This window comes from Paenibacillus sp. BC26, from assembly GCF_900116125.1.
GTDB classification, from domain to species: Bacteria; Bacillota; Bacilli; order Paenibacillales; family Paenibacillaceae; genus Paenibacillus_Z; species Paenibacillus_Z lignilyticus.
Genome location: NZ_FPAD01000003.1, coordinates 168,860 through 194,816, shown reverse-complemented (window position 1 = coordinate 194,816; position 25,957 = coordinate 168,860). Strand labels below are relative to the sequence as shown.

Below are 25,957 nucleotides of genomic sequence, written 5' to 3'. Positions count from 1 at the left end.
AGCCGCGGGAAAGGTTTGCTTCCCAGCGGCTCCGCAGCTCAATCCTTATAACGTAATGGCATCCGCAAGCGGCTCCATATCCTCGAAATTGTTCCAGAGCATGACCTTCACCGCATAGCCCTCCGTATTAGCCGGCAAATTGAAGCCTCCTGAGAAGGATACGGTCTCGCCTTCCGCCAATGTTTTCTGCACATAGGAGAGTGAAGCAATGTCGCCGTTGGCATCGTACAAAGCAATGACCATAAGAGCGGATTGCGCCTCGTCATGGTTGGTAACCGTAACTTCGGCCGACAGCATTCCGCTTGCAGGCAAGCCTTCAATCTCGTCGCCGGCTGCATTACGGAAGATAGCAGAATCAATCACGATACCTTGCGGTTCTGCCGGATCCGTTGGGTCTGTCGGGTCTGTCGGCGTTTCATTCGTTTCGGCCAGCTGAACGTTGTCGATCAGCAAGTCAACGTCGGCTGCATTTTTCCAAATGAACACGTTCGAAGCCGCCACACTTGCTCCCGTCTTGAAAACAACCTCTTTCTTCGTCCATTCGGTTGAATCGAAGGACAGCACATGCTTGATTTGTTCGGTATCCGGTGATTGTTCCGTCGGCCTGTATTGGAAGCCTGCCGCTGCGCCATCCGCATCGGTCGCTCCGCTCACCTTGCCCCAAATCGTCAGCTTGTACGTCGTATTCGGTTTCACCGTTACGTATTGACCGCCGCCGCCGGCGCCGCCGGCCGTTACTTTGAGCGCTTTCGAGCCGCCAATTCCGGCACCTGCCGCTGCTTCAAGACGTCCCCAGTTCATCCAAGCGTCCAAATCCTTCTCGAAATCCCCGTTCACAACGATTGGCGGCTGCTCCGCAAGAGATACGTTATCGACCAGCAAGTCTACGCCTTCGGCTGATTTCCAGATGAATACGTTAGCTCCCGCCACGCTTGGTCCCGTCGTGAATATGATCTCCTTCTTCGTCCATTCGGTCGAATCAAACGACAATATGAATTTGATCTGCTCGGAGTCCGGCGACTGCTCCGTCGGTCTATACTGGAAGCCCGCATCTGCGGTATCCGCCTCGATCGCGCCGCTCACTTTGCCCCAAACCGTCAGCGTATACGTCGTATTCGGCTTAACCGTAACGAATTGGCCGCCGCCTCCCGCTCCGCCTGCCGGCACTTTGAACGCTTTGGAATTGTCGATTCCGACACCTGTTGCGAGCTCGGCGCGAGACCAGTTTTGCCAGCCGGTCAAGCCGTCTTCAAAGCTGCCGTTGACCATGACAGGAAGATTAAGCGTCACCGGTAACGTTAACGTATTATGATTGTCATCCCACACCTGGGAGCCTAACCAACTCAGATTCGTCGGACGCGAACCGTCCAGCTTATCGACTTCCCAGCCGCCGCCCTTGGTCGTATTGGCAGTCAGGTCGAATTGATCCTCGCCTTCCCATGCCCATACGAGTCGTCCAACATGACGCTGTACGGCTTCGTTGAACATTGCTGCCGTTACATTCGTAGTCTGGCTGTCGCCGCCGCCATATTCTCCGATGATGAGTGCCAGGCCTTTGCTTGCGGCTTCATCCAGATAGTTTGCAAGCCGCTGCTGGCCATTGAACCATTCCCCATACATATGAAGCGAGAACACCAGATTGTCGTACGTTGCCGCCAGTTCCTCGCCGACAGACAAAATCGCGCTGTCCGACGTTCCATTGCGGAATCCGCCCTCTTGGCCGTAGAAATGACCATCCAACACGATGATATTCTCCGCCCCGATCGCACGAATCGCGGCAATGATTTCTTCATGTACTTCTTTCCAGCGCGCAATGGATTCGCTTGTCGAATACCCTTTACCGGCTTGACCCGGCTCATTCATGATATTGAACCAGACGTACGGGTTGTCTTTGTACGTTGTAGCCAGATCGACCCAATACGCTTTGAGCTCATCCACCGACATCGAATAACTGCCGTCTGATTCCGTAATGCCGGTTTCACCCGGATACGAGCCTGTAAAATCATGATTTTCGAGCATCGTTACGACATGTCTCGAAGTGAACGCATTTACGATGCCGTCCAAATCCATGTTATTGTTGATGTTCCAATGCTCCATTCGCGGGAACATGTTCACGCGAACCGTATTAAATTTCCAGTTGTCCACGATTGCGCTGACGTCCGGCAGCGTTGGGCGAGACCAAGGCCAGCGCGGTCCGTTCACGTTGACGCCTTTGGCGATATATGCGTTTCCGCTCGGATCTTTAATTTCACTGCCTTGCACTTCGAAGTTCCCGTCTGCCATCGTTGGGGTTTCCACGACAGGCACTTCCGGCGGCTCCGGCGCGGTCAACGGTTCCACGCTTCTTACGACGCGGAAGTTATCATAATCGATCTGGCTGCTGCGCACGCCGATCCCGATTTGGCCGGAGGTGAACGTTTGATCCTCAACACGGTCAAACAAGTTCGTGACCGTATCGCCTTGCAAGGCGTTAACCGAGATATGTCCATCCTCTTCCGAGAGGACCTGCAGCGTCGTCGTTTTCCCGCCTAACCCGTATACAATGTCGGTTGCTAGACTGGCCTCTACATTATTCACGAACTTTTTCAATGAAACGTTGGCGGCATTGTTCGCTACACTTCCATTACCCAGCACTAATTCATAATAGTTGTTTGCATCCTGATACCCCCAGATCAAGCGGGTAGCATTCCAATGCCCGCTCGATAAAGGGGCTGCTACGTCAGCTTGGAACGAGTAAGAGCCGTCAAAGCTTTGAGTGGTGATAGCCGACTGCAGGTAATCACTCCATGAGTCCGAATGCAGCTTTCCATTCACGATCGATAGCGTGGAATCAAGTACCCAGCCATCGGCATTCCCAAAATCACTCTCAAACAGAATCTCCGGTTCATCCGTGGAAGCGCTTGCGAGATTAGGCGCGACTTGGTTTGCCAGCGAGAAAAACAATAAAAAGGCTGCCACTACCGCCGTCCACTTCTTCATGCTTGCCATGCTTGCCATGCTCATCATTCCCCTTCTAATTAGATGGTACATGCTCGTGACGCAATTCTTATTATAAAATTTGGCAGTTATCTCTAATATGGAATTTAGTAGGCAAAACGATGAAATCTGTCTTATCATTTAGAGCCCTCTTATCCCGTTCAATAGAAAAGGACCGCTACACCTAGGTAGACGGTCCTAATGGAACGATCAAACGGAGCTAAGAAACGAATTGAATCCCTTTGCTGAGCTCCACGACCATCTTCGCTTCATTCGCGCCGCGAAGCGGTTCGCCCTGATAGGTCAGGTTACGGATTGTAACCTGCTCAATCATATGTCCGGCGTCATAGCCGCGAATAATGGAAACCGGCAGCAAGCCGCCAACAATCGCGATATCCTCAAAACGAATGTCTCGAACATGGCCGCGCTCGGCATCCTTGGAATATTGCGAGAACTGCACTTTAATATCGATCAGTTTCTCGCGTGAATCCTCCACTCGGATGTTCTTGTACAGCACATTGTGCACATCGGCACGATCGCCGTTATGAATCGTAAACGTTCCGCCGGATTCATACCCTTCGAACTCGCAGCGAATGATGTCGCAGTCGCTGAATTCGACTTCGGAGATGGAAGCGCAGCGCGTCTCATACCCGATCTCGAGCGCATTGCCCCATTCCGCATTCCAGAACACCGAACGTGTCACGCGTACATTTCGCACCTCATGCAGACCTGCCGGATGGAAATAATCGACGGCTTTGATCGCGATGCAATCGTCCTTGGAACGAACGAACACATTATCCACCGTCACATCCTCGCAGCCCACGATATCAATGCCGTCACCGGTTCCCGCGTAGGTCAAAATGTTAATGTTGGTGATGGCTACCTGCATGCTGCCTGCCGGCACCACATGCCAGGTCGGTCCATCGATCACCGAAATCCCCTCAATCGTCACTTGCTTGCAGCCCGCGAGCAGCATCATCAGATGCCGTTTACTGCCCTCTTCGGCCTCTCTCCACAACGAACCGTCCAAGATTCCTCTGCCCCGAATCGCAATGTTCGATGCGTTCTCAGCCTTGATTCGTCCATGAACGACGGCACCTTCTTCAATGTAGACCGTCTCTCCGTCCGACAATACGATTTCGCCGGCCTGATGGACTTCTCCGCCTTTGTAATAACGCACCGATGGGTCCGTCGGGTCCGGACGCGCTTCGTTTTCCGGCGGATTGATCCAAATAAACAACGGCTCGCGGATGTTATCATTAAACTCTACTGACAGTTTTATCGGCGCCTCTGCCTCGAAACGAAGCACGCCTCCGTCCGCAATCGGCTGAATGGCATGGCGGAGCGGTCGAACGATAACTTGCTCAGCCGCCTGGCTGTCTTCGATTTCCACTGTGACCTTACCTTCTGCGGACAGCATCGCATACCCTGCGCCTTGACTGCCGTAAACGAATACCGGCTGCCCATTGATACGTACCTTATAACGCTCGGAAGCTGCGATTTGCGCGGCCGGAGCCTGATAATGAATCGTCGATTGCTGCATGGTTACACTCTCCTAAATGAGATGATCATTCTTCCATTGTAGCGAACGTCCATCGTGAAGCGTGTGCGAAACCTGTCTGCACCCCGTACGAAACTTATTCTTTGCGTACATGTTTGGGCAGCCTGCCGGTCTGTTGTTTATAAAATTTGCTGAAATATTTCTCGTCCTGAAAGCCCGTCTTCTCGGCGATTTGATAGACGGGCTCATTCGTCGTGGCCAGCAGCTCCGTAGCTTTCTCCACGCGCAGATCGTTCAGCACATCTTGGAATTGTTTGCCGACATACTGCTTGAAGCAGCGGCTGAGGTAGCTTCGATTCAAATTAATGCGCCTAGCCACCTCGGTCTGATTCATGCTGCTTTGCAAATCGATTGAAATCATCTGCATCGCCCGCAGAATGCCGATGCACACATCCTCGGAGAGCTCATGATGGCGCAGCCGCAAACGAACGAGCGCCAGCCAGTCGGTCCACTGCTCCCAGAACAGCAGCTCTTCGCAAGCAGCGGCCCAGTCCATCGACTCCGAGATCGATTCGAAATGACGCCACAGCATGACCGTATTCTTCAGATGCTCCATCCAAATCGCAACCGTCGGCCTTCGCTCCCGCACCTTGTCCATCAAGTCGTGAAAAGCTCCGTCATGGTACACCCAATAATAGGAACGCCACTGCTGCTTCAGCACTTGCATGATGGCATCATCGGTGGCGACAGGCTTCGTTTCCAGCTCAATCCAGTCGATTTCATAACCGGTCTTCTGCGCCTGGAAATCAAAGAACAGCTTCTCATCCCGATACCGCGTCAGCAGCTGCACGATGACCTTCTCGGGTAAATTCCGCACACCGCGGATGATGACCGGGATCCACTGCTTCCAGTCCATTGCGGTATACAGCAAGGCGATATTCGTATATTTCTGCAGCAGATCTTCCCGCCTTACATAAATCCCCTTCTTCTGTATCGTAATCGCCCGGCTCCTGCCGCTCGGCAGCATGAGCTCGAAGGGCAGCTCCCAGTCCGCCTCTCCCGTAACCGGCGTTAAGAACAACGCCCAAGGCTCTTCCTCCTCCTGTTGCTGTTCTTGCAGCTCCAGCTTACGTTTCTCCTCCACCCGAATTCTTTCGATGATTCGCGCGATGGATTTGTTTAAGGTGTCGTCCTCCAGCTCTGTTTTGACCACATAGTCGATGGCCCCAAGCCGCACGGCCTCTTGAATATGATGAAAATCCTGATGGCAGGTTAAGACGGCAATCCACGTGCCCAGATAATGCGCGCGAACCTGTTTAATCAGCTCGAACCCGTTCATGACCGGCATCGTCAAATCCGTGAGCACCAAATCCACATGGCATTGCTTCATGAGTTCTAAGGCAATCTCGCCGTTAGCCGCTTCGCCGATGATCTCAATGCCAAGCTCTTGCCATGGAATAATATGCATGAACCCTTTGCGCACAAAATATTCGTCGTCCACGATGATCGCCTTCATCATACGATCTCTCCTCAAAGTTAATGCGTGGCTGTGCCTGATCTCCGAATCCTATGCCACCGCTTCAGACTTCAAATTTTAGGGGCGCCTGATGGTCTGGCTGTCAAGTTCCCCCTAAATATATATGGATCTAGTAAAGTGTTCAATAAAGGGAGGGGCGAAACCTGTTAGGTGAGAGTGGGAAGATTGTTACTTTTCCAGCCAAATAAAAACAAGCCGCCCCGCTAGGGGACGGCTTGTGACTTGCTTCATGCCATGAATCGTTAACTACCTCAATTGAAGCAGGACATCGAATGGATAACGGCCCGCATTCCGGCCATATAGGGCAAGACCGCCTTGCTCGGCTTCAAGCGTCAGCTTGAAGCTGCGGCTGCGATCCAGCTTCGCTGCAATCCGGCTTGGCACGGTTACGCTGCATAGGTAGCCGAAGGAGCCCGCCTCATCCAGCTTGTTGTACACCTCTTGATACTGCCAGGACAGAACCCCTCTGCTATCTGCAGGGTTATCCGGAAGCAGGAACGATCCGATACGCTCTCCATCGATGAGAACATGGATGCGGGATTCATGCCGCTCTTCATCCGTCATGTAGTACGTGTTGCTGTTGCGCTCCACGTTTGCGTCGGCTCCGTGCATGAAACTAATCGTGTGCGCGCGATCCGTCGCCCCTTCGATATTGCGGGCAAGCAATCGTTTCGCGCTTGCTTCGAAGCGGATATCCACATGGTGGATCACGTTCTGCTCGGCTTGGCTTGGAAGGTTAATGTCGTACACGAATTGGCCTTCGCCGCCGCCGTTTGTTTTGTAGCCTTGAATCGCGTTCCACTGATAGTTGAAGCTGTGCTCGGCAAACGCCGTTACCGGCACATTGACGAAACGCCCTTCTGCATCGTAAACGCCATCTTCGCTTCCGCTGCGCACATCGAATGTAATGAAGTTGCGTGTAACTGCCTTGCCGGAGGCATCTTTCAAGGTAACCGCCAACACGGCAACCGCATCTTGATTCGGCATGGTAACGGTAATTGGCACGTCAATCGCCGTTACGCCGAAGCCATCCCAGTTCAGCGCGATTGCGCCTTGGTCCGCGACCGTGCGGATACCGAGGTTATCAAACCACAGCTCGTAACTCAGCTGCAGCTGCTGTCCGTGATACTGATCCGAATAGCTGGAGCGCAGCAGCGGAACCGCTACCTGCGCGTTGGCCTGAACCGTTTGGCATGGCGGCGCGTCGATAACGATAAAGTCTGCCGCATGCAGATCGGCAAGCGACATGCCCGGTACAAACTCTTCGTAGCCGAAATATTTGTCCGTGCCATCCAGGCGGTAATAGCCGTTAAACTCATTGGTCACATCGCGGAATTCCGTAAACACGAATCCGCACATCTTGTCGTGGCGGCGGAACTCGTTCAGCATGTACCGATAATGCCAGGCAAGATCGCTGTCCCCGGCGCCGCTTGTGAAGCCCCACACGTTTCCGCATTCACTGTTGATGAGCGGAGCATCGCCCTGCAGGTTGCCGCCGATATAGTTGAATTCTGAGCCCGGATAGGTCTTCTCCACGATCTCCGTTACATGCTCACGCACCTGCTCGTAGCCGTTGATATAGAAATGCCAGGAATTCAGGTCAGATTCCACATGATCATAGTTGCACGGAGAATTGTCCTCGATGATTCTTGTCGGATCGGTTTGCTTCGCCCAACGGTAGATGTCGCGTACCCACTCCTGCGTTTGCGGCAAATACGAGCTCGGCTGGCCCGGCTCCCCCGTTAACCCTCCCCCTTGCGGGTTGGTCTTCAGTCCCCAAGTTTCGTTGAACATGACCCAGCAGAAGATCGATGGGTGGTTGTAGTCACGGTCAATAATTTCTCTGGCTTCGCTCTCGTAAGAAGCGCGCGCCGTCTCATCCGGGTTGCCCCAGAAGCATGGCATATCTTCCATAACAAGCATGCCGAGCTTATCGGCCCAGTACAGCTTGCGCGGCTCTTCCGGCTTGATGTGGATACGGACCATATTTAGGCCAAGGCGTTTCAGCAAGTAAATTTCATTATGCATCTCTTCGTCTGTAGGATACGTAAAATAACCCGTTTTGTGGAAGGACTGATCCAAAGTTCCGTTCAAGTAAACCGGTTTGCCGTTCAGTGTAATCCAGCGATAGGAGCGGTCACCGAACAAGGCGGTGCTAATTTCCCGAATGCCGAAGTACGTTGAAACGGTATCGGTACGGGAGCCGCTGCTAAGAGTAAGCTCACCTTCATAGAGATACGGCGACTCCGGGCTCCACAGCTGCGGATCGCTTACCGTGAAGGAAGTCGTGATTGCATTGCTGCCGGCTGCGAGCTGAACCACTGCCGTATGCTGTACCGCCTGATCCGCGAAGCTGAACTGCAGCGTCGCTTCTCCCGCTTCATGCGCCGTAATTGCAGCATTCACTTCAATGGTGCCGTCAATCTTGGTGTTGAACTTGGCCGATTGGATAAACGCTTGAGGTCTTGCCTCCAGCCATACCGGCTGCCAGATTCCGCGAATTTCGCCATATCCCTGTTTGCCGCGTGCTTGCGAGCTGCGGTCAAAGTCTTCTGCGCGTACGACGATCGTGTTCTCGGCGTCGTTTCTCCACAGCGTGCTAACCTCGAATTCGAAGCTGCCATATCCACCGGCATGTGCGCCGGCATGAACGCCGTTAACCCAGACATCGCAGCGATAATCGACGGCGCCGAAACGTACAAATACGAGCGATCCGCTCTCGGCGGGCGTCCATGCTACCGTCTTCTTATACCAGCCTGTTCCGGTATCATTACGGCCGATACCCGACAATGGACTGGACCACGAGAACGGTACCGTAATTTCGGAATCAAAGTGATCCGTAGGCTGCAAGGTGGCGTAATCGCTTACATTCTCTTCAGTATCCAGGCGGAAATCCCAAGCGCCGTTCAGATTCAGCCATTCTTGGCGCTGCCAATCCGGACGCGGGTACTCGGGACGCGGCATTTCTGTTAATGCAGATTTCAAAGCTTGAGCAGCCATTAGGGGAGCACAACCTTTCAGATGGTGGATTTGGAATTGCCATCATTTTAGCACCGGTATATGAATTAAGCAATATATATTATGTTTTTACAATACACCGATTATAGAGTACACTGGTGGTAATGAAAGAACTGAACGATGAAGGGTTGAAACTGCACATGAGCGAACTCAAACAAGATACCATTCGTTATCCCTCCACCCGCCTGATCGATGTGGCCAAAGCCTTGTCCGGCGACGTGCGCGTCCGCATTCTGGAAGCGCTGGGCGAGAAATCGATGAGCGTCAGCCAGCTCGCCGAAGCGCTCGGCGTCGCGCAGCCGACCATTTCCGTGAACGTGCAAATTCTGGAGAACGTCGAGCTGATTACATCCACACTAGGCGCGAGCAGGGAGAAAATTTGCTCCGTCACCTGCCGCTCCATTCAGCTTGACCTGCCCGTTAAGCTTGGTGAAGGACTGCTTCGCACGGAAGAGCTGCGCATGCCAATCGGCATGTACGCTCATTGTTCCGTGCAGCCCACATGCGGCATCGTCACTCGCGATTGCGTGCAGCTGGGCTCCGTCGATGACCCTCGCGCCTTCTACTTGCCGGAACGAGTCGAGGCTTCCTTGCTCTGGTTCGCCGGGGCCGGTTACGTGGAGTATTATTTTGCCAATCCCATGCCGCCTGGCGTTGCGATCGATGAGCTGTGGTTCAGCGCGGAGCTATGTTCCGAGGCTGCGGGCTTCCACATGGACTGGGCCTCCGATATTTCCCTGCTTATTAACGATCAGCTTGTCGGCACCTGGACAAGCCCCGGCGATCTCGGCGACCGCAAAGGCAAGCTGACACCGGACAAATGGAAGAGCGGCACCGAATACGGCAAGCTGACCGAATGGCGCGTTTCCGCGTCCGGCAGCCAAGTGAACGGCGAAGCGTCGTCGACAGCAACGACGCTTGCGTCACTCGGCCTGCAGTACAACAAGCCGATCCGCGTCAGGCTGGAAGTATCCGAAGACGCGGTCAACTGCCGCGGCCTCAACCTCTTCGGCACCGACTTCGGCGACCACCGGCAGGATCTGCTGCTCTCGTTTATCCGCTACGCGGAGTAGCCGACGCGAAGTGGGTAGGCTGTCGCTGTTCTTATTGGCGGCGCAGCAATGTATAAGGTGAAACTTATGCATTTGCGACCCTGCTGCTAGTGTTAAAAAGGACTGACTCCAATTTGCGCTGCCGCGTCTATTGAGGTCAGTCCTTTTTGTGTGGGAGCTGTACGCCGGCAGTTGCCCTTCTTGGCGCTTCTCCAACTAAGATTCGGTAGTTCATGCCGTGAAATTCCAGACACATGCCGCCGGATTTTCACGCTAACGAACCACAGAAGCCTTATTTCAGCAAATTGGCCCGTCATGAAATTCTAACGAATCCTACAGGTCTTATTTCATGTTTTGAGGCCTCTTTTCGAGCCTTAATGGCAGAATAGCGTTCCTACGATTCGTTAGAATTGAAAAGGGGCGATTTTCAGCTAAATAAGACCCGTACGATTCGTTAGCGCGCAGCTGCTGCAACACCTAGAGGTGCACATGGACGTCCAAGTAGCTACTTTCGTGCATGAAGCACACCTAGAGGTCTACACGGAAACCCAAGTAGCTAATTTCGTGCATGAAGCACACCTAGAGGTCTACATAAAAATAAAGAAGCTAGTTTCGTACAGCCCCCACCAAGAGAGCTGCTTTCGGAGCAATACGCTGGTAGGGGAGCGACGAATGAGGTAGGTAAGTAACAGTTAGTTAAAGAGCTCCTTTTTGTGAGAGGTGTAGGCAGCCTCTCGCATGCTCACAACAAATACTTCCAAAGCAACCACGACACAAAAGCCGCCAGCCAGGAGACAAACCCGAAGATCATGACAATTTTGTTCTCGCTCCAGCCATACTTCAAGCTAAAATGATAATGAATCGGGGCCATGCGGAAGATGCGCAGCTTCGTCTTCTTGTAGTACCACACCTGCAGAATCACGGACAGCTGTTCGGCCAGATAGATGATGAACAGAATCGGAATGAGAATCTCTACCTTCTCGATAACCGCCAAGAAGGTGAGCGAGCCGCCAATTGCCAAGGAGCCGGTGTCGCCCATGAATGCTTTTGCCGGGTAAATATTGTAGATGAACAAACCCAGCAGACAGCCGATCATGACCAGTGAGAACGTCTGCACTTCGACTCTCTCGGAGATAACGAAGAAGAAGAAAAAGGTCGGAATCGCCACGTTGATCAACAGCCCGTCCAACCCATCGGTAAAGTTTATGGCATTAGCGGAGCCTACAATGAACAACAGCATGATGACCAGATACAGCCACGGGGGTAAGTGGAGCGAGAAACCCCCGAATACCGCAATGTCCGGGCTTAAGTTGAATTGCTGAAGCAACACAAGCAGCAATACAAAGGCAAAGGTGAACTGAAGGACCAGCTTCATTTTGCCGGAGATGCCTTGCGGATCTTGAAAGGCCGCCTTTCGAAAATCATCCATGAACCCCACAATGCCGAATAAAACAAACGTTGTGCCTATGAACAACACCATCGGCTCGGGATGAACGTAGACCGAAACCATAATGCCGATTAGCAGAATTAACCCCGACATTAGCGGCGTGCCGCGTTTAGCTTGATGATCGGGCGGCAATTCCGCACGTATCGGCTGTGTAAGTTTAAGTGCGCGCAAGCCCCAGATGAGCAACGGGGTCAGCAGCGTGACGAGGAGGAACGATATCCCCGACGCACTCAGTATAGAAGTATCCATCAGCTCGGTTCTCCTTCAGTCCGGGATTTATGACATTTAATAATGAGCGTCGATGGGAGAATGCGCGCCTTTGCGCCGGAGTACCATTTTGCCGGATTGACCGCGTCCCCTTCATCCAACTTAGACTCTTCAATGACAGCATCTATGACAAATCCGGCGCCGATCAACGCGTTGATGAACGTACTTACTTTGCGATTGTGCATAACAATGGGTGTCCCTCTCCATGCCTCATGCCGCTCGAAACCCTCCGACACATAGGAGCGTCTGAATTTCAACACGTCCTCGCTGTATTCCACCACGCTATGCACGGGATGCTCCCAGCTAAACACAAAGATGCCGCCCGGCTTCAAGCTTCTATGAATGTGACTTAACGTCCGAGGCAAATCCACGGTCCAACCGAGCGCATAGATCGATACCGCTTTATCAAAATAGTTCTCGGGCAGCTCCGCCATCTCTTCCATCGGTGACTCAATGAGAACGACAGGCGTGTCCAGATTAGAGACAACCTGCCTTGCCGTCTCAATCTGCGAGCCGGATAAATCCACGCCCCAGAGCTCGCGCGCACCGCGTCCGGCCAAATACTCCAGCGTATGCCCGCTTCCGCACCCTACTTCAACGATTGAGCAGTTCGCTATCGTCCCCAGCAGGTTCAACTCTTCCTCCGTGGGGGCATAGGAGCCATAGGATAGACGATTGAGCGAGCCTTCAAAAAACTGATCCGCGACTTTATTCCAGCCCTCTTTATTAATTTGAATGATATCCTTGTGCTGCTGCAGCATGTTCGGATCCCTCCGCTTGGTTTGGAAGTCTATCACCCTAAATGCTAGCATTATATGGAAAAATGTTGCAAGAGCTAATTCGCACGAACCAATTACGGCTGTCATAGTATACGTTTATAAGAGCCCTTGACTTGGAAATTTCTATGCCTTATAATCTCGAATAAGCTGAATATTCAAACAAAAGCTATGAAGAGAAAGAGTATCGCGAAGATGTCTTTTACAGAGAGCCCCGATCCGGTGCAAAGGGGTAAAGAATACACGCGAGAATATGGTCTCTGAGCTGTGCCCCGAACCTTCTATGGGTGTAGGCTGCACCGGATCCCGCACCCGTTATTGTGCTAGGGTATAACCGCCAACCGCGGCGTACCTGAAGAGGTGAATGCCGCGAGGCATTTATAAAATTGGGTGGTACCACGTGAGCACAGCTCTCGTCCCTTCGGGATGAGGGCTTTTTCTGTTTTCTATTTGTTCTGTTTTCCATTGAAGGAGGCGATGTGGATGGCACCTGTATTTATTGGCGGCGCTTGGCCGTATGCGAATGGTTCGTTGCACTTGGGGCGACTTGCGAGTTTATTGCCCGGAGATGTTCTGGCCCGTTATTACCGTGCCAAAGGCGAACCTGTATTGTACGTATCAGGGAGCGATTGCCACGGCACTCCGGTGGCGGTGCAAGCGATTCAAGAAGGCGTTTCGCCAAGCGATATCGCAGACCGGTATCATCGGGAATTTGCCGATTGTTTTGCGCAGCTTGGTTTCACGTATGACCTCTATACGCGGACGGATCAGCCGTTCCATCATCAGGTCGTGCAGGAGATCTTCCTGAAGCTGCTTGAGAATGGCCATTTGTACAAGAAAACCATTCAACAAACCTACTGCGAGACGGATAAACGGTTTCTGCCGGATCGTTACGTGGAAGGCGTATGCCCGGCGTGCGGAAGTCGTGCCCGAGGCGATCAATGCGATGCTTGTTCCACCATACTCGACCCAGCGGATCTGTCGGATAAAACTTGCAAACTATGCGGCAATCCCCCTACCGAACGAGCCACGGAGCATTACTATCTCGCTCTCTCCCATTTCCAAGATGAGCTGACAGCTTATGCCGATAAGGCGCATGGCTGGCGAGAGAACGCGGTTCAGCTGACTAAGCGTTATTTGGAGGAAGGCCTTCATGATCGCGCGGCAACGAGAGACCTGGACTGGGGCGTGGATGTACCGGTAGAGGGCTTCGAGGATAAGAAAATCTATGTCTGGATTGAAGCGGTCAGCGGTTATCTGTCCGCCAGCAAGCAGTGGGCTGCCCAGACCGGCGGGAGCTGGGAGACCTTCTGGGTAGATGGCGACAGGGACATAACGGCTTATTACGTGCACGGCAAAGACAATATTCCCTTTCATACGTTAATATGGCCTGCAGTTCTTCTGGGTGGTGGCGGGCTGCATGTGCCGGATCGGATTATTTCCTGCGAATACATGACGCTGGAGGGGAAGAAATTCTCGACCAGCCGCAATTGGGCGGTGTGGGTGCCTGACATCATGAGCCGGTATCAGCCGGACTCGATCCGCTATTTCCTTATCGCCAATGGCTCTGAGAGACGGGATACGGATTTTTCTTGGCGGGAGTTTATCCACAGTCACAATGGGGAGCTGCTCGGCGCTTTCGGCAATTTCGTGAACCGCACGCTTGCTTTTATCACGAAATCATTCGAAGGACGTGTACCCGCAGGCGAACTAAGCGACGAATGGAAGCAGCTTCTTACGGAGCTATACTTCGAGTCGGGGACACTTATTGAAGAAGGCCGATTGAAAGAAGCATTGGAGCTGATATTGGCACAGATCCGCCGGGCCAACAAATACTTCGATGAGCAGAAGCCTTGGGCACAAATTAAAGAGGATCGGGATGCATGCGGCATTACGCTCCATACCTGTGTTGGGATTATTGCGAATTTAGCCAATCTGCTGCAGCCGTTCATCCCCTTCTCCTGTGAGCGTATCCGAACCTTTCTCTCGCTTGAACAGCCTGTTTGGAAGCTCGTTACTGTATCAGCCGACCGGCAAATTCAAAGTCTATCGCTGTTATTCGAGCGCATTGATCCCAAACGTATTGAAGAGGAAGAAGCGGCTCTACTAAATAGTCGGTCGCAGCTCTAGCCGGGGCTGGATCCCACCATCCTTCAACGCCGCAACAAGAAAGAACCGCCAAGGCCACTCGCTCGCCCTGACGGTTCTTTTCTGTTCTCTCGTACTCTCTACTCACTAATCAAATTAATGAGCAAATATACAGCCGTTCCCCACATGACCACCGCGGAAACTTTGTTCAGCGCAATCATAATCCGCCCGGATTTATCCAAGCTGCCCGTGAGTCGTCCGGCCGCGGCCAGACTGGTGAACCAAAGCCACGAAACGACCACGCAGGCCACCGTGAAGAGCATCTTCTCGGTCCCGCTGTATTGCAGGGAGCCTGTCCCAATGACGCCGATCGTGTCCAGAATCGCATGCGGATTGAGGAGCGACACCGATGCTGCGAAAGCAATCTGTTTCTTCGCTCCGAGGGCCTCCGAGGAAGAGGATTCCCGATTGGCCGGCTTGCTTTTCCAAGTCAGCCATCCCATGTAGAGCAGGAATAAGATTCCCACGACGAACAGGATGGTCTTCAGCCAAACGAATTGCAGAACAAGCACCGATACGCCGAGCACGGCCAGCAAGATCAGCAACGTATCGCAGATAGATGCCGTTATGACGACGGGCAGCGCCTTGCGAAACCGGCTCTGAACCGCACCTTGATTAAACACAAACACATTTTGTACCCCAAGCGGCAAAATCAACCCTAATGCCAATATAAACCCATGAATCATAGCAGCAAGCATATTGCATTCTCTCTCCAATTCCTGTTGTAATTCACTTCAGCCCGGTGGCTAAATGTTGAATATGCCCGGTCACTTCCACCCAATTGGCAGCGCGCAAGACAAACTCACTCGTAACGGCTCGATTATAAGGCTGATCGTACAAAATAATCGGCTTGCGCATGCGAGCAAACTCCTCCGCATAATGAGGCGCATCATCAATCAGCACGTCCACTTTAGCCGCTATGCAGGCTTCAAGTTTATTTTCGGCGAATGAGATATGGGTATAGGTGAACTTATGATGGTTCAACCAATCGATCGTAACATCGCGGAACAGCATCGGCCTCGCCGTTATAATAGACAGCTCATGCTGAAGCGATAGCTGCCGCAAACTATCGGCTGCGTTCGGATATGGCGCCGAATGCCAATGAATGTCGCGGCCATGCTTGGCGTATACGAGATCTCGTTCTTCCTTATTCCAGCCATAAGAGCGATAGATATAGAAGTCTTGAATATCCGCGGCTGTTAGCGCCATTCCGGATGCCTTATTATAATAGGTGATATGCGCAGTCGTCGCATCCAGTACGGTATTATCCAAATCGATGGCAATGTGCAAACGGGCTCAACTCCTTCGAGGCAGTGCCTATTCGATCTACTCTTGCATGCGTGTAAGTATGTTTTCTCATTATCGTTTTCCTACCGTTCAAATACAAGGGGTGTCAGCCAACTATGCAAGCAAATGAAACATATAACGACGTCATTGAAACCGAAGAGGAGCTGCGCGCACTTATCGGGTTCCCCAGTGAAATCGTAAACCGGAAGGCGATTGCGCATCTGGACGAGCATTGCGCCGATTTCATAAACCGCTCACCGTTCGTAGTCATCTCGACTGCCGACAGCTCCGGCTTGTGCGATGTTTCGCCGCGCGGGGATCAACCCGGATTCGTGCTGGTCCAGAATGAGCGGCGCCTTGTCCTGCCGGAGAGACCGGGGAATAAACGAAGCGACTCGCTGCGGAATATTTTATCCAATCCACAGATCGGTCTGCTCTTTATGATTCCGGGGCTGGGGGAAACGCTTCGTATCAATGGACGGGCTTCCCTTATAAAAGATGACGAGCTGATGGAACAAATGGCGCATAACGGCCGCAAACCGCTGCTTGGCATTGCTGTCGAAGTAGAAGAATGTTTCATCCATTGCGCCAAAGCTTTCATACGCTCGGGACTATGGGATCCCGAATCATGGGCTGAGAAGGAATCGCTCCCCTCTCCCTCGCAAATTATTGCGGATCACGCGAAGCTCCCCGGCACGGATGCGGAGGCGATTGCACGCCGGCTGGCGGAAGGTTATTCGCAGCGGCTTTATTAGCAGGAAGCGGTTGCGATCTTGTATCCCGCTGTGGATAACTTGAATTGTGGATATGTTTATACGTCCCCAATACTTATACACTTCTTGCTGTTGAAGGCTGTTGACATTGGGGATAAAAATGTGAATAACTGTTGGGACAACTTTGTGGAAGAGGTGCTTGTCTGTGGATTCAGGTATAACGGAGTTGCTTGCCTACTATTGGGATGATTCGGACTATACCATTGAATCGGTTCCGTTTGGCATGACTAATTTGACGAAAATCATTCGGTTTCGCGAGGAAACCTACGTAGCCAGAATCTACGATCCGCAGACTAAAGATGTGCAGCGGCTCCAATTCGAAATCGAATTAACCTCGTTTTTACATCAACTGTCCCTCCCTTTTGCGGTGCCTGACTTCATCCCGACCAGAGCGGGGAATTATTACGTCAAGTTATCCAATCCCACTCGTCTTGGCGCGATTGTCCGATACATTCAGGGGGAAACACCTAATCAGGCGCGGGCTGAGCATGTAGAGGAAATGGGTCGAACTTCCGGCCGGCTAAGTGCTGCGCTTCGTTTATTCAAGCCGACTACAGCATTCCCGAAACTGATGTTTCATCATCTCGATACCCTTCACCCGCTCAGTAATGCCGTGATACTAAAGAGATTCCTAGCAGATCCGCCCTTCGCTATGAATGTCGAAGGAGCGCCACTCATTCTTTCATTACTTGATGAGCTTGAATCTTACAAAGAAGAGTTGGATACGCTCCCGCAGCATATTGTGCACCATGATCTGTTAATCTTTAATCTGCTGATCGGTCCCGATGATCATATGAGCGGCGTGCTCGACTTTGACTTTGCTTCAACAGACTTGCGCGTCATGGAGCTCGCCATAAGTTTGAACCATCAGCTTCAATATGATGATAGCTCCTTGCAAGCGGTACAAGCCTTCACGGAACACTACACGCGTCATACTACGATCACTTCGGCGGAGATTGCCTATCTCCCCCTTCTAATGAGAGTCTATTATGCTGCCCTTCTGACTCTATATGTTGGACAGCATGAAGCCGGCAAGGACATTAAAGTTCCGTTTCACTTTCTGCTGGAGCAGCTTATTATTCGCTCCAGGTGGCTGAAGAAGCATGAAAAAGAATTGATTAAGATAATGAACAGCTACTGCACAACTAATCTCACCTTCACTGAAAATGATACATACCAACTATGAACGGGAGGCCGCCATTATGCCTGAATCAACGAACATCCCTATCACTGCATTGCCTTTGCTAGGGCAAGCCCTATCCCCCTTCGGGGCCGAACTGGTGATTGCCGAATGGACGGCCGAGGGTTGTCCGCCGGATGTGGAACCGATGCGCATTGCGCCTCTGCATATTCATCATGAGGATGATGAAGCGTGGTATGTGCTTGAAGGCAAGCTCGCGATCCAGGTCGGCGACTCCGTTGTGGAGGCCGCAGGCGGCAGTGCCGTCATTGCCCCGCGCGGCGTGAAGCATACATTCTGGAATCCCGCGCCTGAGCCTGCGCGCTATCTGATTATCATGAACAAGCGCATTCAATCGTTAATCGATGCGATTCACGCGATGGAGCAGCGGGATTCCGAATCGATGCGAGCCTTGTTCGCGCAATACAAAGCCGAACTGCTCGAATAGCACGCACAAAAAAAGCCGCCAGACTCCCTCTTCGGAGCTTGGCGGCCTTGCAATGCTTATGAACCGAGTCGTCCGATCGCAATAAATACGGCAATCGCCAGAATAACCACGTTCATCACAATCGCTTGATTCTCTCCTCTTCTGACATGCACCCCAATGGCCAATGTCATAATGACCGCAATCCCAATCGCAGCAACGCCGGCCAACCACGGCAGAATGTCGGTTGCAGGAGGTACGATAAACCCGATGGCCGCGAGCAGCTCGGATAAGCCAATAAGAAGAACGTATCCCCTGGAAGAATCTTTTGCCCAAGGCATGCTTGCTTTCACCTTCTCGTATTGGAACGTCTTCATCATCCCCCCCATCAAGAACATAAGCGCCAGTAGAATCTGAGCAACCCATAATGCGATATTCATCCGCTGTACTCTCCCCTTGTTTGTTGTATGGGCTTATCATACGACAAAGGGTACTTCACAAGAAGTAGGCACATTAAAGTGTCCTTGTTTCCAAAATGAAACCATAGATAAACACAAGAAAAATCCGAGCAGAAAGTTCCCCTCCCTACTCGGATTGCCAGTAACGATTTACAACATGCCATAAGATTTTAACGTCTTTAATCGTTCCACCGTAACGAAACCGCGCCATTCGGCTTCAGCGCCCGGACCTACCGGCTCCCAGCTGATGCCCCAGCCCCCATCCTCTCGCTGCTGCTCGATCAAGGCATGCAAATGACGATTCAGCTCGGCCTCCGAGATCACTTTGCCTGCATAACTGCTGCGCTGCGGAGCCCAATCCAGCACCTTCTGCACGTAACCCTGGGCTTCCGGATCCCGCTCGATAATGCCGGGCTGCTGCAGCCATTCATCGAGCAAAGCTTTATAGACAGCAGCCTTCTCTTGCTCGGGAGTATGCTGCAGAAACGTAATCCACTGGATGCCATCGTGAAAACCATGCGGTTTCTCCTGCTCGAACGCGCGCCATATATAAGCGGTGTTTCGCTGAAACCATTCTTCCTTCCAAATATCCGTCCGTACTTGCTGTTTGCATAACATGCCGATCAGTTGGCCGGTTGGATTAATCGAAGCGACATCATCTCGTTCTGCCACCCACCAAGGCATATGCGGATAGGCCATCGCGCTGCGAAATACGAACGGAACTCCGCCATCCGGTAACGTAATGCTCTGTACATAGCGGATAATTCCGTCAAGCAGCTCCGGGTCCCCGTATCCTGTCTCATCCAGTATCATTAATGCCATTTCAGTTGGCACAGGCTGGCTCTCCGGACAGCGAATATCCGCCTCCAGCGCATGTCCGAAACCGCCGTCTTCATTCTGGTAAGCACGAAGCGCGCTGAAGACCGCCTCTTTCGTTCCATCCTCGAAAAGATATTCAAACCGTCTCCGATCGATCAATCTGCCGTTTTTGTATAGAAATGACTTTGCCCGCTCGAGAATTTCGTTCTTCCCCATCCTGAACAACCTCCTCTAAAATAGGTATCCCTACTCATCTGTTTTCCCTTGGCTGTATCTGTCATATACTTCCCTTGCCACCCTGAGCAGCTCCTCCCGCAAATGCCGGGGCTCCTTCACTTCAGCATCCATGCCAAGCCCATAGAAAAACTTGACCGCCCACTGCCATTCCGAAGCCGGGCACATGAAATCCAGCTCCCAGCGCTCATCCGAGACTTGTTTCACGCTGTCACCGATATGGAAGTCTTGCTCGGCCAACAGCGCTCCCCGGTAGGTTAACTCCGCAATGATGCGGGTGGAACCCTCTTCTTCGTCGACTGCACGCTCGGCTTCCCGAGCCAATCGCACCGCTTCTTCGCCCGGCACCTCCATGAGCTCGATCGCTTCGAAGCGATCCACTCGAAATGTCCGCTGCTCGCCATGAGCAATCGAGTACGCCTCGCAGTACCAATACCCGTGCGCAGCATACATTTTGCGGGGCCACAGCTCTAACCATCGGATTTGCTTCTCCGATCGATACAGCACGCGAAGCCAGCTCGAATCTGCAGTGTAAGCTAACAAATTGGACAGGAACGGGGATTTGACGCTGCGCTGCGGCACTTCGACCTCGACATAATCAAGCATGGACTCGATATGCGCCAAGGTCTGCTCCGGCATAATCGCCTTTAGCTTATCCATCACCGTCCATCTTGCCTGCTGAAACGGCGTATCGGCCATCCTCGTCAAACTGCGAAGTGCGAAGAGGACGGATAGAGCTTCGCCGGAATCCAGCTGCAGCGGCGGCAGCCGGAAGCTCTCCATCAACCGAAAGCCTCCTAATGGACCCGATACCGCATACAAGGGAATCCCCATCTCGGCGAGCGACTGCATGTCCCGCAGAATCGTCCGTTTCGTCACTTCGAATTTGTCGGCCAATCGTTTGGCCGTTGCCGGCTCTTGCTGCAGCGCGATGAGGATCGCCATAAGTCTGTCCATCCGCTTCACTGTCATCCCTCATTTCAACCTCATTATATCACCCTATTGGTGACATGAAGTCTGTCACCGAGCCGGCAGCCATTACAAAAAAAGATCGCAATATTGCAAACATATGTTCGGTATTGTATGATGAACCTATGGGCCATACTGATATGGCCATCTCAATATCAAAGGAGCGATTATAAGATGATCACCATGCTGGTCCCTTATCTGGTTATGAACGGCAACGCGACGGAAGCCATTACATTTTACCAAGAAGCTTTACTTGCGGAAGTAGTCGTCATGCAGACCTTTGGCGAGATGCCGCAGAACCCGGAGATGCCGCTTCCGGAAGAAGCGAAGAGCCTGATCGGCCATGCAACCATTAAGGTCGGCCAGACAGACCTTATGTTCTCCGATGCCTTCCCGGGCACGCCTCATCAGCTCGGCAACCAAGTTACAATTTGCCTGTGCACGGACGATGTAGACACATCCAAGCAAGTGTTCGCCGCACTCGAACAGGGCGGCCAAGTCAGCGTGCCGCTAATTGAAACGCATTTCAGCCCCGGCTATGCGGTTATCACGGATAAATTCGGCGTTACTTGGCAGCTTTACACGAATATGCACCAATAGCATACACACATTTAGGACCAAGAGACACGGCCTCGCACACACTGCGGGCCGTGTCTTTTTTGCTTATACAGCGCGGGATGTTATGTCTCTTTTTGTCGTATTTATTTCGTTTATATGCATTTTGCTTCTGATATAATGGAATCAACTAGTCCAAATGTCGTAAATCAAAAGAAAAATGTCAAATCTATTCCTTGAGACATGGTAAAATGAAGCTATATGGCCTTATAATACTAACTTAGGAGGGAAAAGCGGTACTATGAACTATTTATACTTCATCTTGGGATCATCGGTAGAATACTTTTCAGTTTTCGTTTTAATGTTCACCTTATTCCGCTTTCCCGTGACAGAACGGCTAAATATCACTTTGATTGTCTCGCTCATGATGAGTCAGGTTTCTTACTTCACACGGCTTATTCCTGAAATCGGAGATATCTCTTCCTATATACAGCTCGGAATGTTAGTTATTGTCTTATGGGTCTTGTTCCGGGTTCCAATCTATTATTCTCTCATTATGAACGCCGCAGCATTCATTGTCGGATTCGCCATACAAGGGCTGACGCTTCTCGGACTTTCCCTATCCGGCACTCCGTTGGAGCTTGTAGCAGGCACCCCTATTCTAGCCGCATCGGTGCAGCTGCTGTCGGCGGCAATCGTGTTCGCGATCAGCAGAACCATTTATATCAAGCATTGGGGTTATGATTATGTACCGGCCTCGCATCGCGCGAACGTTACGATTACGGGAACCAATGCGATACTGCTCGTCGTTGTCGTATCCAGTCTCGTCATCGCTGCCGGCGCCGGACTCATCCTGCGAGGAAACTATAAAGATTATGCGATTGTCGCAAGTGTCATTTTTCTACTAACGATCCCCCTATTTCTGCATTACTCCATTAGAAAAGACAAAGAAGACGCTAAATAGGTCTCGTTATTACTCTGATAAGGAGGTGATAGCGATGCAAAAAAGAGCCTACCAAATGTTGGCGGCAGCCATTATCGGCGTTTCATCCTTGTTTGTACTGACAGGATCTTATTTCCTGCTCCACAACCCGCGCATTCCAAATGAATTAAGAAAAAAGGGCGTGTAATATGAAGATTCCAGTCGTAAAAAGATACAATAAAAAAGAGTTCGATATCGTTTTTATTGATCTTGAGGACGTTCTTCTTATGCGCAGCTACCGCGGCGAGGTATACTATCAAACAAGAGAAGGTCTTTACAGTCAAATTTCTACGTTTGAAGAGCATGAGCGCTTCTTAGTAGGCGAAGGTTTTAAGAAAGTCGATCGTTGTTACGTCGTTCAAATGGACCAAGTCGAATTTTTCGATGAAATCCAGCAACGGTTATACTTTGTCAAGAAACCCGTTAATAGTGACTCACCAAGCGCACCTGTTTCCGGCGCACATCTGAAGGAAGTAGAGCGACTCTGCAACGCTGCAGAATCACCTGCGATTCGGAATGATCTGACCGGCGGATTATCGACAACATAGATTGAACCATAAACAAAGCCTTCTTCCCTTACCGGGAAGAAGGCTTCTTTGATGAATCCGTTTTGTTTAGGAGGCCACCTGTATCGCGGCACCTCTGGCACGACGAATACGCAGCGCCATCAGCGCGGCCAGTAAGCAGAGGAAGCCGGACATGACGAAAGGCACCGTGTAGCTGCCGAGCCAAACGCGCAGCAGCCCCGCTTCGTAGGCCGCAAGTGCAGCGCCGGCTTGATGCGCCACGACTACCCAGCCGAAGATCATGCCGGCCTTCTCTTTGCCGAAGGTATCGGAGGCCAGCTTCGCGGTCGGCGGAACCGTGGCGATCCAGTCGAGGCCGTAGAAGACGGCGAAGACGGTCAGCTGCATATAGCCCATGCCAAGCGCATAGGGCAAGAAGATGAGCGAAAGTCCGCGCAGGCCATAATACCAGAACAAGAGCCAGCGACTGTCGAACCGATCGGACAGCCAGCCCGACAACGTGGTGCCGACAAGATCGAACAGCCCCATCAACGACAGCAGCCCTGCCGCGGTTACAAGCGGGATGCCGTAATCGCCGCAAGCCGGTATCAGATGCGTCCCGATGAGTCCGTTCGTGGAGAAACCGCAGAAGAAGAACGTGCCGGCGAGCAGCCAGAATGTTCCGCTGCGCGCGGCGCTCAGCAAGGTCTGAATCGGAGTGAAGAACAAATTACCGGTAAACGGTACAGGCTTCACCACTTCCGTTGTACCCAGCGCGGATGCCCCTACATCATAAGGATGGTTTCGCATCCAGATCCCGACAATCGGCGTCAGTACGGCCAACACACCTACAACCGTATATACAGCGGTCCGCCAACCGATATCCTCCGTCAGCTTAGCCAGCAGCGGCAGGAAGAGCAGCTGACCGGTAGCGGCACTCGCGGTGAGCATGCCGATTACGAGCCCTTTATGCGTGACAAACCAACGGCCGGCAATCGTAACGCCTAGCACATTGGCTAAAGATCCGGTTCCGATCCCGACCATGATGCCCCACAGCAGCGTCATCTGCCAAATCGACGTCATGATCGGGGTAAGCGACAAGCTGACGATGAGCAGCAGCATCGAGATCACCATGATTTTGCGTACCCCATATCTCGCCATAAACGCTGCGGCGAACGGCCCCATTAACCCGTACAGCAGGATGCGAATGGAGATCGCGCCGGATACCGCGCTCCGATCCCAGCCGAATTCCTTCTCAAGCGGCAGCATGAGAACGCTGGGCACGGAATTGATTGCCGCCGAAACGAGCAGCGTCAGAAACACAATACCAACCACTATCCAGCCATAATACAACCTAGATGACTTCATTCCCCGCATCTCCTTACTTCAGCTTATAGGCAACAAGCGCCATCTCCAGACAGCGCCGTTTATCGGCTTCCAGGAAGTCTTCTCCCAGCAGCAAGCTGAGCTTTTCTAATCGATTATAGAGCGTCTGCCGGTGGATGTGAAGCTTCGCCGCCGTCTCTTGCTTCGAGCCCATGCAAGCCAAATAAACATCCAATGTCTCTATAAGCTGCAGATGATGCTCCCTGTCATAGGCGATAAGCGCTCCTAAATGGTCTTCCACGTAGGAAGCGAGGAAGGATAACTTCGGAACGGCCTTCAGCAGCTGGTAAACACCCAGTCGGTCATAGAAAATGCACCCCTCTTGCGTCGCTACATTTCGCGCAACGTCAATCACCTGCTGCGCTTCTTCGAAGCTTCTGGAGGATTCCACGATTTGCGTGCGCAGCTTGCCGAAGCCGGCATGGAGCTTTAACGATTTGGTCGTCTCATGGGCAGAGGCTCGTAATTCCTCCGCAAGCCGCATCAGCGTGGTTTGGAAGTTATCATGCGATGCCTTATGCAGCGCGTCCTTGGCGCAGAGCATATAGATGCGATTGTTCTGGATCATGACCAGATTGTACAGCCCATGCTTCTTCAGCAGCTGCCGAACCAAGATGAGCATATCCTGCTTATCGGCCTCGATAGTAATCGGTTCAATGTCAGCCGTATGCTGAATTTCAATAATGCCGCTGGCGAACAAATACCCGCCTTTGTTCAGCTGGCGAAGCCCCATACGGGATTGCGCCTGGTCCTCGTTCTCAATGCGGTTGTTCATAAGATCCAAGATGAATTCGTTGTGGTCGCGAGACATCTTCTCTTCCAGAAACTCGGTACGCAGCGTAATCGCGGCAACGGCCTTCGTGGTGTAATCAAGCAGCAGCGTCAGCGACTCGGTAATCTCGGCGCGATTGTGTAAGAGTACGCCAACGTAGGAGAACGTCTGGCCGAAGCAAATAACAGGCTCCACAACGAGCAATTGCTGTGCATTCATAGACAGAATGGAGACGTCTTTCGCAGAGAGCGCCTTGGTATCCATTTGCCGCTGCAGGAAGCTCGAAATCGGACCCGATGCTTTCGTCGTCAGTGCAGGGAAGAAAATGCTGTGGTCGAGTGACGAGAAATACAGCACCTGCCTGGCCGATTGTTCGTGAAAGGCTTTCAAAATTTGCGCGATCCCGGTACTCTCCAGCGTTAATCGCTGCAGCTTTCGCGAATACACTTCCAGCTCCTTCAGAAATTGATGCTGCCTGTTGATGATCAGGGCATGAATATCCTGCGTAATCTCAACAAACCGAACCGGCTGCTCGAACACAATGAGCGGAAAATGATGCAAGTCCGCCAGCTCCACAATTTCTTTCGGAATGTTATCGACGGTGGTCCCCATCTCGATGCATAGTCCTGCCGCCTGTTGGTCGATCAACTGCTTCATATAGGCAAAACGTTCCTGTTCGTTCTGCTTCAGCCACAGGCCCGTCGTCAGAATCAAATCATTCGGACTCACATACGGAGCCACATTCGTAATTTCAAGCACATGCACCCAGCCGACCGGATGATGGATCCCTTCTCGCCCCGCAACGAGCCTCGCGGCGCGAAATATCGGCCGCTCAAGCAGCTGTTTGATCCCAAACGTCATCGTGTCCATTTTATCACCTTTACATTAGA

Annotated in this window: 22 protein-coding genes and 1 other annotated feature; of the genes, 9 read left to right on the top strand and 13 right to left on the bottom strand. The window is 52.1% G+C overall.

What is annotated here, in order from left to right; all coding sequences use genetic code 11:
• Positions 1–45: 45 nt before the first annotated feature.
• The 4 genes from BM412_RS22035 to BM412_RS22020 all read right to left on the bottom strand — a co-directional run bounded on the left by BM412_RS22035 (position 46) and on the right by BM412_RS22020 (position 8,999).
• A complete protein-coding gene (locus BM412_RS22035) occupies positions 46–2,997 on the bottom strand; it encodes a cellulase family glycosylhydrolase (protein WP_218163175.1) in 2,952 nt (983 codons plus the stop codon).
• Between the two features lie 199 nt (positions 2,998–3,196).
• Positions 3,197–4,519 (bottom strand): glycosyl hydrolase family 28 protein, encoded by a 1,323-nt coding sequence (locus tag BM412_RS22030; protein ID WP_091223295.1) that lies wholly within the window; start codon positions 4,517–4,519, stop codon positions 3,197–3,199.
• Between the two features lie 94 nt (positions 4,520–4,613).
• Positions 4,614–5,996 carry a response regulator transcription factor gene (locus BM412_RS22025; RefSeq protein WP_091223293.1) on the bottom strand — a complete coding sequence of 461 codons (1,383 nt, stop codon included), beginning with the start codon at positions 5,994–5,996 and terminating at the stop codon, positions 4,614–4,616.
• Between the two features lie 264 nt (positions 5,997–6,260).
• Positions 6,261–8,999: a glycoside hydrolase family 2 protein gene (locus BM412_RS22020; RefSeq protein WP_256256519.1), complete on the bottom strand. Its 2,739-nt coding sequence runs from the start codon at positions 8,997–8,999 to the stop codon at positions 6,261–6,263.
• A gap of 173 nt (positions 9,000–9,172) precedes the next feature.
• Here BM412_RS22020 and BM412_RS22015 point away from each other — a divergent pair, with 173 nt between their 5' ends.
• Entirely contained in the window at positions 9,173–10,105 is a 933-nt protein-coding gene (locus tag BM412_RS22015) for an ArsR/SmtB family transcription factor (protein ID WP_091223930.1), read from the top strand.
• Between the two features lie 721 nt (positions 10,106–10,826).
• On the opposite strand, the gene mraY is transcribed toward BM412_RS22015, so the two are convergent.
• Both mraY and BM412_RS22000 read right to left on the bottom strand, forming a co-directional pair.
• Complete coding sequence (gene mraY / locus BM412_RS22005) at positions 10,827–11,780, bottom strand: phospho-N-acetylmuramoyl-pentapeptide-transferase (protein WP_091223288.1); 954 nt, start codon at positions 11,778–11,780, stop codon at positions 10,827–10,829.
• The gene (locus BM412_RS22000) at positions 11,780–12,559 is read right to left on the bottom strand and encodes a class I SAM-dependent methyltransferase (RefSeq protein ID WP_091223286.1); all 780 of its coding nucleotides are present in this window, start codon (positions 12,557–12,559) and stop codon (positions 11,780–11,782) included. Before BM412_RS22000 ends, mraY begins: the two co-directional genes overlap by 1 nt.
• A gap of 177 nt (positions 12,560–12,736) precedes the next feature.
• Positions 12,737–12,998 (top strand) — a binding site (T-box leader).
• Between the two features lie 59 nt (positions 12,999–13,057).
• On the opposite strand from BM412_RS22000, the gene metG reads away from it, so the two are divergent.
• Positions 13,058–14,704 (top strand): methionine--tRNA ligase, encoded by a 1,647-nt coding sequence (gene metG, locus BM412_RS21995; RefSeq protein WP_091223284.1) that lies wholly within the window; start codon positions 13,058–13,060, stop codon positions 14,702–14,704.
• Between the two features lie 98 nt (positions 14,705–14,802).
• Here the strand turns inward: metG and BM412_RS21990 are convergent, their stop codons facing one another.
• Both BM412_RS21990 and BM412_RS21985 read right to left on the bottom strand, forming a co-directional pair.
• Positions 14,803–15,420: a LysE/ArgO family amino acid transporter gene (locus BM412_RS21990; RefSeq protein ID WP_091223282.1), complete on the bottom strand. Its 618-nt coding sequence runs from the start codon at positions 15,418–15,420 to the stop codon at positions 14,803–14,805.
• Between the two features lie 31 nt (positions 15,421–15,451).
• A complete protein-coding gene (locus tag BM412_RS21985) occupies positions 15,452–16,012 on the bottom strand; it encodes a 5' nucleotidase, NT5C type (protein ID WP_091223280.1) in 561 nt (186 codons plus the stop codon).
• A gap of 113 nt (positions 16,013–16,125) precedes the next feature.
• On the opposite strand from BM412_RS21985, the gene BM412_RS21980 reads away from it, so the two are divergent.
• The 3 genes from BM412_RS21980 to BM412_RS21970 all read left to right on the top strand — a co-directional run bounded on the left by BM412_RS21980 (position 16,126) and on the right by BM412_RS21970 (position 18,410).
• Positions 16,126–16,764, top strand: coding sequence for a pyridoxamine 5'-phosphate oxidase family protein (locus tag BM412_RS21980; protein WP_091223278.1), 639 nt, complete (start codon positions 16,126–16,128; stop codon positions 16,762–16,764).
• Between the two features lie 163 nt (positions 16,765–16,927).
• A complete protein-coding gene (locus BM412_RS21975) occupies positions 16,928–17,968 on the top strand; it encodes a phosphotransferase enzyme family protein (RefSeq protein WP_091223276.1) in 1,041 nt (346 codons plus the stop codon).
• Between the two features lie 16 nt (positions 17,969–17,984).
• Positions 17,985–18,410, top strand: coding sequence for a cupin domain-containing protein (locus BM412_RS21970; RefSeq protein WP_256256518.1), 426 nt, complete (start codon positions 17,985–17,987; stop codon positions 18,408–18,410).
• A gap of 56 nt (positions 18,411–18,466) precedes the next feature.
• On the opposite strand, the gene BM412_RS21965 is transcribed toward BM412_RS21970, so the two are convergent.
• From BM412_RS21965 to BM412_RS21955, 3 genes are all read right to left on the bottom strand, one after another.
• Complete coding sequence (locus tag BM412_RS21965) at positions 18,467–18,826, bottom strand: DoxX family protein (protein ID WP_091223274.1); 360 nt, start codon at positions 18,824–18,826, stop codon at positions 18,467–18,469.
• A gap of 168 nt (positions 18,827–18,994) precedes the next feature.
• Complete coding sequence (locus tag BM412_RS21960; RefSeq protein ID WP_091223272.1) at positions 18,995–19,879, bottom strand: prenyltransferase/squalene oxidase repeat-containing protein; 885 nt, start codon at positions 19,877–19,879, stop codon at positions 18,995–18,997.
• A 30-nt stretch (positions 19,880–19,909) separates the two neighbouring features.
• Positions 19,910–20,869: a helix-turn-helix transcriptional regulator gene (locus BM412_RS21955; protein ID WP_256256517.1), complete on the bottom strand. Its 960-nt coding sequence runs from the start codon at positions 20,867–20,869 to the stop codon at positions 19,910–19,912.
• Positions 20,870–21,040: 171 nt separating this feature from the next.
• On the opposite strand from BM412_RS21955, the gene BM412_RS21950 reads away from it, so the two are divergent.
• From BM412_RS21950 to BM412_RS21940, 4 genes are all read left to right on the top strand, one after another.
• The gene (locus BM412_RS21950; protein ID WP_091223270.1) at positions 21,041–21,466 is read left to right on the top strand and encodes a VOC family protein; all 426 of its coding nucleotides are present in this window, start codon (positions 21,041–21,043) and stop codon (positions 21,464–21,466) included.
• Between the two features lie 454 nt (positions 21,467–21,920).
• Complete coding sequence (locus BM412_RS21945) at positions 21,921–22,385, top strand: hypothetical protein (RefSeq protein WP_143111680.1); 465 nt, start codon at positions 21,921–21,923, stop codon at positions 22,383–22,385.
• Between the two features lie 34 nt (positions 22,386–22,419).
• A complete protein-coding gene (locus tag BM412_RS32610; protein ID WP_256256516.1) occupies positions 22,420–22,551 on the top strand; it encodes a hypothetical protein in 132 nt (43 codons plus the stop codon).
• Position 22,552: 1 nt separating this feature from the next.
• Positions 22,553–22,951 (top strand): LytTR family transcriptional regulator DNA-binding domain-containing protein, encoded by a 399-nt coding sequence (locus tag BM412_RS21940; RefSeq protein WP_091223266.1) that lies wholly within the window; start codon positions 22,553–22,555, stop codon positions 22,949–22,951.
• 66 nt (positions 22,952–23,017) lie between these two features.
• Here the strand turns inward: BM412_RS21940 and BM412_RS21935 are convergent, their stop codons facing one another.
• Positions 23,018–24,286 (bottom strand): MFS transporter, encoded by a 1,269-nt coding sequence (locus tag BM412_RS21935; RefSeq protein ID WP_091223264.1) that lies wholly within the window; start codon positions 24,284–24,286, stop codon positions 23,018–23,020.
• A 4-nt stretch (positions 24,287–24,290) separates the two neighbouring features.
• Complete coding sequence (locus tag BM412_RS21930; RefSeq protein WP_091223262.1) at positions 24,291–25,937, bottom strand: PucR family transcriptional regulator; 1,647 nt, start codon at positions 25,935–25,937, stop codon at positions 24,291–24,293.
• Between the last annotated feature and the right edge of the window lie 20 nt (positions 25,938–25,957).

Bases quoted from the DNA above. Each gene is read 5' to 3' on its own strand.
- BM412_RS22030 (WP_091223295.1), bottom strand. From the start codon at position 4,519: ATGCAGCAATCGACGATTCATTATCAGGCTCCGGCCGCGCAAATCGCA.
- BM412_RS21940 (WP_091223266.1), top strand. From the start codon at position 22,553: ATGAAGATTCCAGTCGTAAAAAGATACAATAAAAAAGAGTTCGATATC.
- BM412_RS32610 (WP_256256516.1), top strand. From the start codon at position 22,420: ATGCAAAAAAGAGCCTACCAAATGTTGGCGGCAGCCATTATCGGCGTT.
- BM412_RS21960 (WP_091223272.1), bottom strand. From the start codon at position 19,879: ATGGGGAAGAACGAAATTCTCGAGCGGGCAAAGTCATTTCTATACAAA.
- BM412_RS21950 (WP_091223270.1), top strand. From the start codon at position 21,041: ATGATCACCATGCTGGTCCCTTATCTGGTTATGAACGGCAACGCGACG.
- BM412_RS22035 (WP_218163175.1), bottom strand. From the start codon at position 2,997: ATGGCAAGCATGGCAAGCATGAAGAAGTGGACGGCGGTAGTGGCAGCC.
- mraY (WP_091223288.1), bottom strand. From the start codon at position 11,780: ATGGATACTTCTATACTGAGTGCGTCGGGGATATCGTTCCTCCTCGTC.
- BM412_RS21970 (WP_256256518.1), top strand. From the start codon at position 17,985: ATGCCTGAATCAACGAACATCCCTATCACTGCATTGCCTTTGCTAGGG.
- BM412_RS21965 (WP_091223274.1), bottom strand. From the start codon at position 18,826: ATGAATATCGCATTATGGGTTGCTCAGATTCTACTGGCGCTTATGTTC.
- BM412_RS22015 (WP_091223930.1), top strand. From the start codon at position 9,173: ATGAGCGAACTCAAACAAGATACCATTCGTTATCCCTCCACCCGCCTG.
- BM412_RS22000 (WP_091223286.1), bottom strand. From the start codon at position 12,559: ATGCTGCAGCAGCACAAGGATATCATTCAAATTAATAAAGAGGGCTGG.
- BM412_RS22025 (WP_091223293.1), bottom strand. From the start codon at position 5,996: ATGATGAAGGCGATCATCGTGGACGACGAATATTTTGTGCGCAAAGGG.
- BM412_RS21935 (WP_091223264.1), bottom strand. From the start codon at position 24,286: ATGCGGGGAATGAAGTCATCTAGGTTGTATTATGGCTGGATAGTGGTT.
- BM412_RS21955 (WP_256256517.1), bottom strand. From the start codon at position 20,869: ATGACAGTGAAGCGGATGGACAGACTTATGGCGATCCTCATCGCGCTG.
- BM412_RS21945 (WP_143111680.1), top strand. From the start codon at position 21,921: ATGTTAGTTATTGTCTTATGGGTCTTGTTCCGGGTTCCAATCTATTAT.
- metG (WP_091223284.1), top strand. From the start codon at position 13,058: ATGGCACCTGTATTTATTGGCGGCGCTTGGCCGTATGCGAATGGTTCG.
- BM412_RS21930 (WP_091223262.1), bottom strand. From the start codon at position 25,937: ATGGACACGATGACGTTTGGGATCAAACAGCTGCTTGAGCGGCCGATA.
- BM412_RS21990 (WP_091223282.1), bottom strand. From the start codon at position 15,420: ATGCTTGCTGCTATGATTCATGGGTTTATATTGGCATTAGGGTTGATT.
- BM412_RS21980 (WP_091223278.1), top strand. From the start codon at position 16,126: ATGCAAGCAAATGAAACATATAACGACGTCATTGAAACCGAAGAGGAG.